Raw genomic sequence first — 12,536 nt, 5'->3', positions numbered from 1 at the left:
TCTCATTCTCCCGAGTATTTCGAATTCACGCCCAAAGAGGATTGCTCCCGCTCGTTTACCCGTCTCCGGACATAGAGAAAATAGAAGATTCCATTCATGGCGACACAACCCGCCTCAAGCGCCACTGCCACCAGGGACGCCCAGGTCAGCGCATCGGATACCGAATAATCGAGGACAATTGCGGCTGTCGCCAGAATGATGACGACTGCCAGAACGACAAGCGTGAAGATCAAAATTGGCAATCGGGCTGCGCAAAGCAAGCCGACGATGAATGCAATGACCAAGTCCCAAGTCATCAGCGTCCTTTGACCAGTTTCGTCTCCGGTATTTGAGAATTTTATTCTAACATGTGCTGAATGTCCCTAGCAAGCGGGAATCGGCTAGCTTCCAGCTTCGGGCCGGACGGCGATTTTGTGCTATCAGCTCCGGCTGCGGTCTAGAAATTCTTTGGCCGAGTATCTCTCGCTCGTCTTTCCACCCGCACGACGTCGCCGGGGCCTACCTCGTCATTGTCACTGACGACCAGGGTCTGCATCGCTCCATTGATTGTCCGATTGACCTTGATGACAAACGCCGGCTCGCCGTCGGCTTCCAGCGCGGCAAGGGCGGCGGGAGCGCGCGACTCGATGTTCGCCAGAAGCGCACGCGCCGTTTTCGCCTTTTCGGAGTTGGCCGCCAATCGATCGCGCAGATCCACGGCCTCGGTGAGCGCGTCACCTCTGTATTTCTGGCGAAAATCGCCCATTTCCTGATCGAGCTTGGCGATATCCTGCTGCGTCTTGAGAATTGCAAGCGAGACATCCAGGCTGCGGCTTTCGAGATCCGCGACGCTTTGGTTTGCGCCAAGCTGCCGAGACGATACCGTCAAACCCTGGGACACCATCTTGTTGATGGCATTCAGATCCTTTGCCGCCATTTCGGTCTGCCTGGCGAGCGAGCTTTCCTTGAGCCGCAGGGTTTCGAGCTGGTTCGTGGCCAGAATCTTGGCCTGGCCAAGCCTGTCGAGCTCCGTGTTCATCAGATGCTGCCGGGTCTCGAACAAGGCCTGCTCATCCTGCATCACGCGCGCCAGTGCCGGTCGGGAGGCTTGCGATGTCAGATCCTGCGGAAACGAGACCGTGGTGGCGCCGGCCAAAAGCGCCTCGACACGCGCTTGACGCGCCAGAAGGCCATAATGTTCGAATTCCAGTTGGCCGAGGTCTCCATGACTGACCAGCGCATCGCGCTGAAGAGCGAGCATTTCAGGATCTCCCTGCCCAAGCCCGCCAGCCATGCTGATTGCCTGGATCACCGTCAGGCCGGGGACGTAGCCGTATTTCCCCGGCTTGGACACCAAGCCGGTGACGAAGAATGGCCGATAGACCGAGACCTCCACGGAAGCATTGGGCCGCTTCTGCAAGCCGACCTGTTTCTGAAGCTGTTCCCCGATCAGGCCTGATACGTCATCCAGCGTCTTGCCGGCGACCTGAACGGTGCCGATGATCGGAAGCGATAACGTGCCTGCAGCGGAAACGGCGAATTCGCCGGTCAACGGCACCCATTCGAACGCCACTCCGGCATTCGGCCGCCATTCGAAAACGCGAATTTTAAGAACGTCCTGCGGCCCGAGCGTGTAGTCGGCCGCACCTGCCGGAATGCCCGGGAAAAAAACCGCAAACCAGGCCATCAGCACCAGGAGAAGCTTGGCCAGGTAACAGAGCCGGGAGGTTGGTGCGGCTGATGCACTGACATCCGTCGCAAACGGGCACTGCAAGAAACTCAGTTGCTGCATCCGGTCACTCCTGCTTCTCCGGTTGGCTTTACGCTATTCGCACGTCATCCCAGATCGGCCCCTGCCCGGTAAGATGATTGGCGTAAGACCTGAATTTGTCGATGAAAACCGACGTCCTGAAATCCTGCGCCCGCGCCACGGCATCGGCGGGATTGAGATCCATTTTATCGAGACGTTCCACGGCATCGATGACGGCCTCGACCGACTGGATGGGGAAAAATACACCGGTCTTGCCGGCGACGACGGTTTCTGTCGCTCCGCCCCGTCCATAAGCGATGACAGGGCGACCGCTTGCCATCGCTTCAACAGGCACGATGCCGAAATCTTCCTCGCCCGGAAATACCAGTGCCCTGCAGCGTGCGTAGTGGTGCTGAAGGACATCGAATGGCTGGGCACCCATGATCGTCACGGTCGGCCCGGCGATCTTGCGCAGGCGAGCCAGCATTTCGCCGCCGCCGATGACCACCAGCTTCGCCTTCATCTGGTTGAACGCTTCCACGGCAAGATCCGGGCGTTTGTAACTCACCAGTTCCCCGGCCATCAGATAATAATCCTCGAGGTCGCAGGTGGCGACCGGTCGAAAAGCCTGGGTATCGACGGGCGGATGGATGATCTGCGCATCCCTGCGGTAGTAGCTCTTCACCCGCTGCGCCACCGTCGTGGAATTGGCGATGAATTGATCGACACGGCTGGCCGCCGCGACATCCCAGGTCCGCAAATAATGGGCCAGCGGCGGCATCATTATTCGCGTCAACCTGCCGGAGGTTTCATAGTACTTATTGTACATGTTCCAAATGTATCGCATCGGAGAATGACAGTAACAAATATGGATAGCCGGCGAGGTAGGTATTACTCCTTTTGAGGGTCCCGACTCGCTACTAATGACGAGGTCATACCCGCTGAGGTCCAGCTGCTCCAATGCCATGGGCATCAGCGGCAGATATTTTTTGTACATCCGCTTCGCGTAGGGCAGGGAATCGATGAAGGTCGTCTGGATGCGATGCTTCCGGATTTCTGCTGAAATTACAGCAGGATCATACACATGGGTGTAGATATCGGCGCCCGGATAAATCCGGCAGAGCGCCTCCAGGACCTTTTCACCGCCCCGCATTCCGACCAACCAGTAATGGATGATTGCCACCCGCATGAAGTCTCCCCAATGACCGAGCAATAGGCCAAGTTCTTTAGCCATTGCAGCAATTTGGCTCACGCTCTAGATCGAAAGAAGTAAATATAATTATCTACCCCAGAATGTGCAGTTTAATTCGCACATATATCGGTAAATATTACGATACATTCCATGATTGCCTAAATAGTGCGCCGCAATAAAAGTATTGTCAAATGAAATACCAAGAGCTAACGTGGTGTGGATGCCGCTATAGATTGTCTGCCCATACCCTTTCGTCTTTTTCCTAGAGTACGGAGCCCGCAGATGAATGACATGAATGTCAGTGGTAATTTGAATGCGATGAACGGCACGCATCTTCAGGCACCCGAACAATTCGCTTTCCCGAGGATCGGAAACGAGGCTTCTCATCGCCTCTCAGTCTATCTGAAACGGGCTCTCGACACGGTCATTTCCCTTATCGCCCTTATCGTTCTCACGCCGATGATCGTGATGCTGATCGCCCTGCTTTATGCCGTTCAGGGTCGCCCGATCTTCGTTGGGCACCGCCGGATTGGCAAGAATGGGGTGATGTTCCCCTGTCTCAAGTTCAGGACAATGGTACCCAATGCCGACGAGGCTCTGCTTCGGCATCTCTCCGCCAATCCATCGGACGGGGCGGAATGGGCCGCCACGCGCAAACTGAAGAACGACCCCAGGATTACGCCGCTCGGCGCCTTGCTGCGCAAGAGCAGTGCCGACGAGATACCACAGCTCCTGAACGTGGTACTCGGGCAGATGAGCATCGTCGGCCCGCGCCCGATCGTACCGAGCGAGGCGGAGTTCTATGGTCGCCACTTCGTGGATTACATCCGGGTTCGGCCGGGCCTGACTGGGCTTTGGCAGATCAGCGGCCGCAACGACATCAGTTACAACGCGCGCGTCGAACTCGACATGCGTTATGTCCGGGAACAAAGCATCTGGGGGGATATCGTCATCATGGCCAAGACCGTCCCGGCGGTCCTGCGCGCACACGGCAGCTATTGATCAATCACCCGATCCCGCGGGGGCGGTTAAGACACGGCGGACGTTCCGCGGGATCGAGCGCATACGGCAGACGCAATGCAATAGCATCGAGGGATCAGCACATCTTGCAAGCCAGTTTTGAGATCGTAAGCATAAACTTTCAGCAAAAAGAGACCGCCATCTGCTTCTCGCTGCGGCCTCGTTTTTCGCAAACCGGAAAATTGGCAGATGAGCGGGGCCTCCTCGTCCATCGCCCTTGGTACCCGCACATTGCCCCCCCTTTCCGCGCGAACGATGATGGGGGGCAGTCGTGAGCTCAATCGAGCACTGCGCCATCAACGGGCGGTTCCTGACGCAAAGTGCGACCGGCGTTCAACGTTATGCGATGAATGTCGTCAAGGCTCTCGACCGCACCTTCGGTCATGATGAGCGCCTGCCGATAATCGCGCCCGTCGGCACGCCGGACCCAGGTTTTGCCCGACTTCCGCTGGTCACCTCCGGTGATTTCGGCGGGCACGCGTGGGAGCAGACCGTGCTTGCCCGGACTTGCCGGGGGCCGCTGCTCAATCTTTGCAATTCGGCACCCGTTGTTAAGAAGGATCAGATCGTCTGCATCCATGACGCCAACATTTTTGCCGCCCCCGAAAGTTATAGCCGCGCCTTCCGTATAGCCTACTCGCGGCTGCATCCGCTTCTGGTTCGACGGTCCGCTCGCATCGCCACGGTCTCCCACACATCAGCGCGGCAACTTGCCCGCTACCTGCCTGTCCGGCAGCAGGACATTGCCGTCCTTCCCAATGGCCATGAACACGCTCTCGAGTGGGACGCCGGGCTGGCGAAGGTCGCCCCGCAAATCGTCGGTGCCATAAGCGCAAGAGGCCGCCAGTTCGTCCTGGCGCTCGCCTCCCGTGCCCCGCACAAGAACCTTGGTTTGCTGATGAAAGCTGCGGAGGCTCTGGACGACCTGGATATCGACATTGTCGTCGCCGGCGGAAGTGCCGGCATTTTTGCCTCCGACCTTTTCGAAAAACGGCCGAATCTCCTCCTCGTGGGGCGGGTGTCGGACGACGACCTTGCCTATTTCCTGAAACACGCACTCTGTCTGGCATTCCCCTCCATCACCGAGGGTTTTGGGCTGCCGATTGTCGAAGCCATGGCCTTGGGTTGCCCCGTCGTGGCGTCCGACTGCGCCAGCATGCCCGAAGTATGCGGCGCGGCGGCGCTGATGGCCTCTCCCTTCCAGCCGGAGGCGTGGATCAGGCATATAGCGGCCCTGAAGGGCTCGGATCTGCTCAAAGGCGAGTTGCGCGGCCGGGGCTTGGAGCAGGTTCGCAACTTCTCCTGGACGAACACCGCAGCGGGTTATCGAGAACTGCTCCAGGACCCTGCGAAAGGCCTCGTTCCCGGTAAATCCCCCAATTCGACGGAACTCAGCCTGGCGGTTGTCATCGCCACGCGCGGCCGCCCGGCCATCGTCAGCGCGACGGTGCGCCATCTTCTCGCAACCCAGACGGTTCGGCCGGATACGTTGGTGGTGTCCTGCGTCGATACGTCCGACGTCGGCGATCTGGTTTCCGATCCCAAAGTGACGATCGTCACGGGAAAGGCCGGCCTTGCAGCCCAACGCAACCGAGCGCTCGCCAACCTGCCCGCCGGAACGGAGGTGGTCGTCTTTTTCGACGACGATTTCGTCGCCCATAGGAATTGGCTGGCGTCCGCCCTTTGCGCGTTTCGCGATGAAAGCCGCCTCGTCGGGCTGACGGGGCACGTGATCGCCGACGGAATCAAAGGCCCCGGCATCCCCTTCGATGAGGCCCTTCGCCTTCTGGATCGCGCGCCATCCCCTGGTTCGAGGTGGCATGAGCCCTACAGTCCCTATGGCTGCAACATGGCCTTCCGCATATCGGCCATCGGCGACGCAAGGTTCGACGAACGGCTGGTCCTGTACGGCTGGCTGGAGGATCGTGACTTCGCGGCCGCACTTGCCAGGCAGGGTGGACGCTTCGTCAAATCGGACGAGGCCTGTGGCGTACATATGGGCGTCAAGAGCGGCCGCGTGAGCGGTGAGCGGCTGGGATATTCTCAGATCGTCAACCCGCTTTACATGATGCGCAAGGGCACCATGACGCTTGCGCAGGTCGCCGACCAGGTTCTGCGCAACATCGCCAGCAATTTCGGCCGGCTGCTATGGGCGGAACCGTTTATCGATCGACGCGGGAGGGTCAAAGGCAATCTCATGGGCTTTGCCGATGTTTTGCGGGGACGCCTGGAGCCTGAGCGTGCTGCTCGATTGCCAGTTTTCGACGCTCTTGCGCTGCGGACCGGAGGAAAGGCCAAATGACTTTCAACAGGCCCGGCCCTCTGGAGGACGCTTCCCGTCTGTGGCGCATGGATCGCGAACCGATGGGCGATGCCGGAGAGGGCCCACTCGCGCTGTTGCGCCTGATGATCGCGCTTGCGTGGCGCAACAAGATACGGCTTATCGCGTGTACGGCGGCGGGGTTCCTGCTCGCCTTTCTTTATGCGAACTCTCTTCCCCGGGTGTACAATGCCACGGCAACGCTTCTGCTGGAGCCGCGGCAATTTGCTTCCGCAGGCCGTGACATCAGCGGGCAGCAGAACCTGGACCTGAACAGCGCCGAGAGCGAATTGCAGATTATTCGTTCGGAGCGGCTTCTATCCGCCGTGTTCGAAAGCCTTGTCCTTCAAGGCGACGCCGAACTCGGCCCCCGGCCGCCCAAGGAATTCAGCGGCCTGGCGGTTCAGGTGCAGGACACGATGTCGACGCTCGTGGACAATGGGTTGACGACGCTTGGGAAGACGTCGAGGCGGGCCGAGGATTCACTGGATCCGACCGCAGATCCCCGCGAAAACGCACGCCGCATTGCTTTTGCTAATTTCGTCAAACGGCTGAGCGCGCGGCGGGTGGGGCAATCTTACGTCGTCGAAATCGAATTCTGGTCATACAATCAGAACCTCCCTGCCCGCGTCGCAAACGCCATGGTGTCGGGATATATCCTGCAATCGATTGCCTCAAAAGAACAAATGGCCCGAGCTGGCACGGACACGCTGCAAGGACGACTGGACGCGCTGGCTATCCAGGTCAATGCTGCCCGGGAGGCAATGAGGAACGGCACGTTGCCGGCGGTGGCCACACCGGATGCCGATGCCCGGATCATCGGCGCCGCACTTCCGCCACTCGATCCCTCCGGTCCGCGCAAGACACTGATCGCCGCATTGGGTGGGCTGTTGGGGTTCCTGATCGGTATGTCGACCATAGCCATCAACGTGGCCTTTGATCGCCGGGTACGCGATGCGAAGGAACTCTCGCAGGAATCTGGCATTCCATGCTTGGCGATGGTTCCGGACACCGGAAAAACGGCAGGCATCGGGTGGCGTTTCGATAGCCCGGCGCTTCAACGATACGCCAGCGTCATTCGTGACTTGAAAACCTCCGTCGATGTCGCTTGCGCATCACAACGGCGGGAAAGAAACATCGTGATCGCGTTTATCGGGGCAACCGCTGCGACCGGCGTTTCGACCCTGTCTCTCAGCATGGCGCAGCTTCTGAGCCGAAGCGGCCACCATGTGACGTTCTTCTATTCGGGGCTACCGTCCATGGTCGAAGAGACATCCAGTTCTTCAACTTCCCTGGCCGACGTCGCAATCTCAGGTCTGAAGGCGGATCAGCTGTCGTTCGGCAATCTCGATGGCATTGCCACTCTGCCGATCCACTCGATAGAACCGCATATCAACATTTTTGCAGATTTCCGTCATTCCAGCGTGTTGCGGATTCTGGAAACTGCTCGATTGAAGGGAGATGTCATCTTCGATCTTCCGGCCCTTGATAACTCCCTGGATGCGCTGGCACTGGCATTTCATGCCGATGCCGTCTTGATCGTCGCAAAAAGTGGACGCACGACGATTGACGAGGTGAAGGACGTTCACAATCAGCTGCGGCGCGCTGGCGCGCCGGTGATCGGCACTGTAGTCAACAGGGTCAGGTCATGACCGCAGACCCCGTGGTTTCCCGAGAACCGCCTCCACAAGTGCAGGATTCCTTCGAAGCTCACCGATCCGCGGATGATCCGGAAGGCAGTATCTGCAAGCTCGCGATCATCATCACCTGCTTCAACTATTCGCAATTCATCCGGCGCGCGGTTGAAAGCGTCCTTTCGCAAAAGTGTAGGCAGTGCCAGATCCTCGTGATCGATGATGGTTCCACCGATGGTTCGTGGGAGGTAATCCGCGGATTGGGAGTGCGTGCGTTTCGGCTTGCAAATGGCGGTCAACGCAAGGCCTGTCTTTTTGGCCTTGAGCAGACACAGGCACCCTTCGTCCTATTCCTCGATGCCGATGATGAGCTCCTTCCCGAGGCATTGGAAGTGATCATCGCCAACCTGGACGATGGCGTTGCAAAACTTCAGTTTCCTTTGAAGAGGATCGATGTCGACGGCAATGTCATCAGCGGCCCGATACCCGAACTCCAGGCGTTCAGAGGGCGTGAACTGGCCGGGCGCGTCTTACGCACCGGTGTCTACGCGACGCCCCCGACCTCGGGCAACGTCTTTAGACGCGACGTGTGCGAGCTCCTGAAGGACGCCGACTATGACAGGGCAGTCGATGGCATTATCCTGTTCGCTGCTCCATTCATCGGCGACGTGGTGAGCCTGCCGCAGCCGCTGGGTCTTTACCGGGTCCATGACCGCAACGATTCCGGCTTCGGTGACGAATTGAATACGCAGGCTTTGCATCGGGATCTTCAGAGATTCGTCGCCAGGACGGAGCATCTGCGCCGGATCCTGCCAGGCTATGGCTATCGGTCCGGTCTCGTATCCACCGAGCACGCCTATTTCTATCGCGAGCGGCGCTTTTATCTAGCCGTGGCGGAGGATGAACAGATTTCCTTTGCCAGCCTGTCTGGACTTGTTGGGCGGCTGTGGCGGGACAAAAACCCGCTGCGGATGAAGGTTTCCATGACACTGTTTTTCACGGCCGTCAGTCTGCTTCCCAGAGATCGCGCCCGAAAGGCGCTTGCCTATCGTCTGGGCGCCGGGACCCGCTCGACGCGCGGGCTCATTCGGGCGCTGACCTGAGCGGATTAGCGATCGACCAGGTCAGGTCTTCCAGATGCAAGGGCAATCCGCATGCCCAGCCCGAACAGTGTCGCGATATAAGTGGCTGCGCCCGCGCCCGCTACCACGACAAGCTGTATCACAACGGGCAGACCGGACGCCGGCATTCCCGTTCGCAACCAGATGACGACAATTGCCATGACAGTAGCGGAAGCCAGAACTTTCCAAAGGTTCCGGATCTGCTGCCATGGCCCCAGCCCGAACAGCCGCCGTGCCTCGGCAATGTAGAAAACAGCCATGACGGAAGCGACCAGAATTCGGGCAATGCTCGCTCCATGGGCGGCAAACAGATAGAAGCCAATGGAGATCAGAACGACCCGGAAGCACAGGTCTATCGTATTGAGCCTGAAAATGACGGAGGGTCGATCGAGAGCGAGGCTCGCCGAATAGAGCGTCTGGAAATACGGTATCGGAATGACTGAAAGGGCGAGCAGGCTGAGATAGGGAGCCGCGTCGCTCCATTGCGCTCCGAGCAGGATAGCGGTCACGAGATCTGCCGTCAGGGAGAGGCCGACGCAAACGGGAAGCGAAATCAGCATCGCGAAACGACTTGCCTTGAGGAAGGCCGTCCTCATTCGGTCTGCATTCGAACTAATCTGCGAAAAAGCTGCCATGACCGGCTGCAGCGCCGGACCGATTATGCTCTGGGTCGGGATGACGGCGATGTCACTTGCAACGGCGTAGCGGCCGAGCATGGCGCTGTTTCCGGCAGAGCCGATCAGGAAACGATCAAACTGCCAATTCAAGGCGGACACCAATTGCGCCGAACTGAACCAGCCGATAAAGCCGGCAAAATCCGGGAGCCGCTTCAGCGAGAAGGCAGGTCTGTAAGGGGCCACAGCATAAGAGGCCATGGTGGCGACAAATGCGGTGGTCACGAAATTGACGACGATCGCCCAATAACCGCCTCCGGCAACCACGGTGATGACAGCGGCCACAAAAGCGCAGAGCTTGCTGATCGTTTCGATCGCGAATGTCGGACGGAATTCGAGCGCGCGGGCAAAATGCACCATGGCGGGGCTCATGAATCCCTTCGCGATAGGGCCGAGCGCCATGGCGGCGATCACCGGGACGAGCAATGGATTTCCATTGACCAGAGAATACGGCCAGGTCCCAACAAGGAAGATCGCGGCGATCGCCGAACTTCTCAACACGCCGAGTGTGAAGCCGGTATCAAGGTGGCTCTTATCGAGCACCGGCAGTCGCACCAGTGCCTGGGTGACCGGAACCTCCAGAACCGTATCGATGACGACGACCAGCGCCATTGCGAGTGCCGCCAGTCCAAAATCCGTCGGGGACAACAGGCGGGCGAGAATGAGTACGTTGAAAAAGTCGATAAACCGCCCGACGAAGCGGGAAAAGACGAGCCAACTGGCACCTTTGAGAGCTGCGAACGCAAGCATTCTTCACCACGCCCCTGTCTCACCGCCGGCTCCACGAACAAGGAGGCCCGGCTTCTTTTCCGTCGTTGGTATTGTCCTCGAATGCTCTTCAACGGTTCAGTTTGGCCGAGAAGCCTCGAAGGACATGCGCCATTCCGACGGCGCGGAGCAAGGCTGGCTTCAACCGCGGAAACTCCTGCGCAATCGCTCCTTCGCGCCACAGCTGAGATTTCACGGCCATCAACTTTCGTGCCATTCCGGCCCGTGTCGCCGGCGCGACAGTCGCTATGAACTCACCTCGCCCGAAATCAACCGATCGGGGAGCGACACCCAAGGCGATCACATCCGCCTTGGACGGGTTTATGATCGCTTGCTTAAGTCTCAACCAGGCCCGATCCGCATCGCCCAAAACCTGAGCGCCGCTGGAGAGACCATCGATATAGCGTAGCGCGCCGGTGAGAAGCGGATTGCCAACGGCCGGATCGAGCCTGCCGAAGCGAATCTCTCCCGAATTGCCGATCACCGTGCCGTCATGTCCCATGCTGAGCGTTTTGACGGAAGGTATGGCCGGCTCAAAAAGGCTCTCGATGATGTGCCAGTACCGCAGGACCACTGTCCTCGTCTTGAAGGGACTGTAGAAGCGATCCTCCACCACGAGACCCGCCACATTGGGGAAATGGTCTTCGCTAAGCCCCTTGTAATTGCATCGCGCAAACTGCACCGTTTCGAAACGATGCTCCGGCAGCCCGGCAGACAGAAGCCTCTGGGTGCTGCCGTAGAGCCCGGTGTCGCAGAGGATAATACGTTTGGCACCACCTGCGATTTGCGCGATATGGATCTTGAAGCAGTCATTCTGACTGTCGATGTCTTGCGCGACGGCGCTGCCGGCTGTCGTATCGAGCATGCCGAAAAAGCGGCTCGCATCAAAAACCTGCTGCCACTCGTCAGGTAGATTATAAGAACCGTTGCCGAGCGCATGGGCAACGGCGGCGAAACTTGCGCATTCGAATTCGCGCGCCAGTTCGTCGAGGACAGCCGGGCTTCTGGCCGCCACCGCTGAGCGGGCAGCAATCAGACGCGAAATCAGGATGTTCTCGCGCTTCAACGAAAGAGGCAGGTCGAGCACGGATTGGAGGCGTTCGAAAGCTTCCCGTATGCCAAGTCCCCCGCGCGCGCAAAAGAGCATTGTCGCATCACGGTCCGAACTCGCCTGCTGACCATATAGCCATAAAAAGAGACAAAATTCTGCGACGATCGGACCGAATACATGTTCGCCGAAGTGAACCTGATCGCCGATTGGCGGTATGGCCCCGCGGGAGCCCGATCCACTTTTGACTTGCCGCAGCCCTTCCGCCAGGGCTCCGTTGCCCCGTGAAACGAGCCGCTTGAGGCGGTTCTTCGGCATATGGATGGTCTGTATCCCCATGCTCTTTGGGACGAGGCAATCGGCGAGGAGGTCATCACCGATGTGCAGGGCGCGCGAAGCATCCACGCTTTCAGCCTTTAGAACCAGAGAAAACAGGTCGCCCTGCCGCTTGCTGGCCTTCAGATCCGCGCTTGAATAGATCTCGTCCAGGAGGCCCGGGCCGTGAAAATGGTCGATGAGCTCGCCGACTTTTTCACCGGACAGCCCCGTATCGGTGATTGCCACGACCCTCACACCGGCTTGACGATGACGCCGCAACAGCATGGCAAAATCACCATTCGCAAAAAGCGCCCGCTTTTCGACTTCAATCTCGATAGCGATCCGCTTCTCTATCACGGAACGCGGCAGCCCTAGAATGGCGACTTGGCGACTGATGACATCGCAAAGGCACACCTCGCCCCGACCGCCTCCCATGTTCAAGGCACGATATGCCATCTTTTCGGCAAGCAGCCTGGCCCGGATCAGTTCGTCGGGACACATGGGCGAACCCTGGCCCTGCAGAAAACGGGCAAACATCTTTTCACCCGCAATGATGCGCGACCGCCGGGACAGGCCGTTGCGCAACAAAAGGGTATCGAACACGTCTGTCGCAATCAGATCTATGGAATGAAGGGGCCGATTGAGATCGTCGAGGCTCCGTCGCGGCATCCAGCATACCCCTCGCAAATTACCGGAACCAGCGCGCCTTGAC

9 protein-coding genes are annotated in these 12,536 nt (G+C 58.8%); 4 read left to right on the top strand and 5 right to left on the bottom strand.

The window, feature by feature from the left end; genetic code table 11:
• Positions 1 to 2: 2 nt before the first annotated feature.
• The 3 genes from ACZ9IU_RS24855 to ACZ9IU_RS24845 all read right to left on the bottom strand — a co-directional run bounded on the left by ACZ9IU_RS24855 (position 3) and on the right by ACZ9IU_RS24845 (position 2,918).
• A complete protein-coding gene (locus ACZ9IU_RS24855; protein ID WP_040125437.1) occupies positions 3 to 296 on the bottom strand; it encodes a hypothetical protein in 294 nt (97 codons plus the stop codon).
• A gap of 140 nt (positions 297 to 436) precedes the next feature.
• Positions 437 to 1,771 carry a polysaccharide biosynthesis/export family protein gene (locus ACZ9IU_RS24850; RefSeq protein WP_367396529.1) on the bottom strand — a complete coding sequence of 445 codons (1,335 nt, stop codon included), beginning with the start codon at positions 1,769 to 1,771 and terminating at the stop codon, positions 437 to 439.
• A gap of 28 nt (positions 1,772 to 1,799) precedes the next feature.
• Positions 1,800 to 2,918, bottom strand: a complete 1,119-nt coding sequence (locus ACZ9IU_RS24845) for a glycosyltransferase (protein WP_244447584.1) — start codon at positions 2,916 to 2,918, stop codon at positions 1,800 to 1,802.
• Between the two features lie 285 nt (positions 2,919 to 3,203).
• Between ACZ9IU_RS24845 and ACZ9IU_RS24840 the strand changes: the two genes are divergently transcribed.
• The 4 genes from ACZ9IU_RS24840 (at position 3,204) to ACZ9IU_RS24825 (ending at position 8,998) form a co-directional block, all read left to right on the top strand.
• Positions 3,204 to 3,923, top strand: a complete 720-nt coding sequence (locus ACZ9IU_RS24840; protein WP_080719378.1) for a sugar transferase — start codon at positions 3,204 to 3,206, stop codon at positions 3,921 to 3,923.
• A gap of 289 nt (positions 3,924 to 4,212) precedes the next feature.
• Positions 4,213 to 6,243, top strand: a complete 2,031-nt coding sequence (locus ACZ9IU_RS24835) for a glycosyltransferase family 4 protein (RefSeq protein ID WP_040125439.1) — start codon at positions 4,213 to 4,215, stop codon at positions 6,241 to 6,243.
• Positions 6,240 to 7,913 carry a Wzz/FepE/Etk N-terminal domain-containing protein gene (locus ACZ9IU_RS24830; protein ID WP_040125441.1) on the top strand — a complete coding sequence of 558 codons (1,674 nt, stop codon included), beginning with the start codon at positions 6,240 to 6,242 and terminating at the stop codon, positions 7,911 to 7,913. Before ACZ9IU_RS24835 ends, ACZ9IU_RS24830 begins: the two co-directional genes overlap by 4 nt.
• Positions 7,910 to 8,998, top strand: coding sequence for a glycosyltransferase family 2 protein (locus tag ACZ9IU_RS24825; protein WP_080719379.1), 1,089 nt, complete (start codon positions 7,910 to 7,912; stop codon positions 8,996 to 8,998). Before ACZ9IU_RS24830 ends, ACZ9IU_RS24825 begins: the two co-directional genes overlap by 4 nt.
• Positions 8,999 to 9,003: 5 nt before the next feature.
• Here ACZ9IU_RS24825 and ACZ9IU_RS24820 read toward each other — a convergent pair whose 3' ends face one another.
• Together ACZ9IU_RS24820 and ACZ9IU_RS24815 are read right to left on the bottom strand one after the other, a co-directional pair.
• The gene (locus ACZ9IU_RS24820; RefSeq protein ID WP_040125442.1) at positions 9,004 to 10,440 is read right to left on the bottom strand and encodes a lipopolysaccharide biosynthesis protein; all 1,437 of its coding nucleotides are present in this window, start codon (positions 10,438 to 10,440) and stop codon (positions 9,004 to 9,006) included.
• An 88-nt stretch (positions 10,441 to 10,528) separates the two neighbouring features.
• Positions 10,529 to 12,493: a hydrolase gene (locus ACZ9IU_RS24815; RefSeq protein ID WP_040125444.1), complete on the bottom strand. Its 1,965-nt coding sequence runs from the start codon at positions 12,491 to 12,493 to the stop codon at positions 10,529 to 10,531.
• Between the last annotated feature and the right edge of the window lie 43 nt (positions 12,494 to 12,536).

This window comes from Mesorhizobium sp. USDA 4132 (assembly GCF_056279545.1).
Note: the sequence above shows the minus strand (reverse complement) of the source record. Positions and strands in the feature narration are given on the sequence as shown.

What these genes read in the sequence shown, in the direction of transcription:
- ACZ9IU_RS24855 (WP_040125437.1), bottom strand. Translation starts at nt 296, where the DNA reads ATGACTTGGGACTTGGTCATTGCATTCATCGTCGGCTTGCTTTGCGCA.
- ACZ9IU_RS24850 (WP_367396529.1), bottom strand. Translation starts at nt 1,771, where the DNA reads ATGCAGCAACTGAGTTTCTTGCAGTGCCCGTTTGCGACGGATGTCAGT.
- ACZ9IU_RS24845 (WP_244447584.1), bottom strand. Translation starts at nt 2,918, where the DNA reads ATGCGGGTGGCAATCATCCATTACTGGTTGGTCGGAATGCGGGGCGGT.
- ACZ9IU_RS24840 (WP_080719378.1), top strand. Translation starts at nt 3,204, where the DNA reads ATGAATGACATGAATGTCAGTGGTAATTTGAATGCGATGAACGGCACG.
- ACZ9IU_RS24830 (WP_040125441.1), top strand. Translation starts at nt 6,240, where the DNA reads ATGACTTTCAACAGGCCCGGCCCTCTGGAGGACGCTTCCCGTCTGTGG.
- ACZ9IU_RS24825 (WP_080719379.1), top strand. Translation starts at nt 7,910, where the DNA reads ATGACCGCAGACCCCGTGGTTTCCCGAGAACCGCCTCCACAAGTGCAG.
- ACZ9IU_RS24820 (WP_040125442.1), bottom strand. Translation starts at nt 10,440, where the DNA reads ATGCTTGCGTTCGCAGCTCTCAAAGGTGCCAGTTGGCTCGTCTTTTCC.
- ACZ9IU_RS24815 (WP_040125444.1), bottom strand. Translation starts at nt 12,493, where the DNA reads ATGCCGCGACGGAGCCTCGACGATCTCAATCGGCCCCTTCATTCCATA.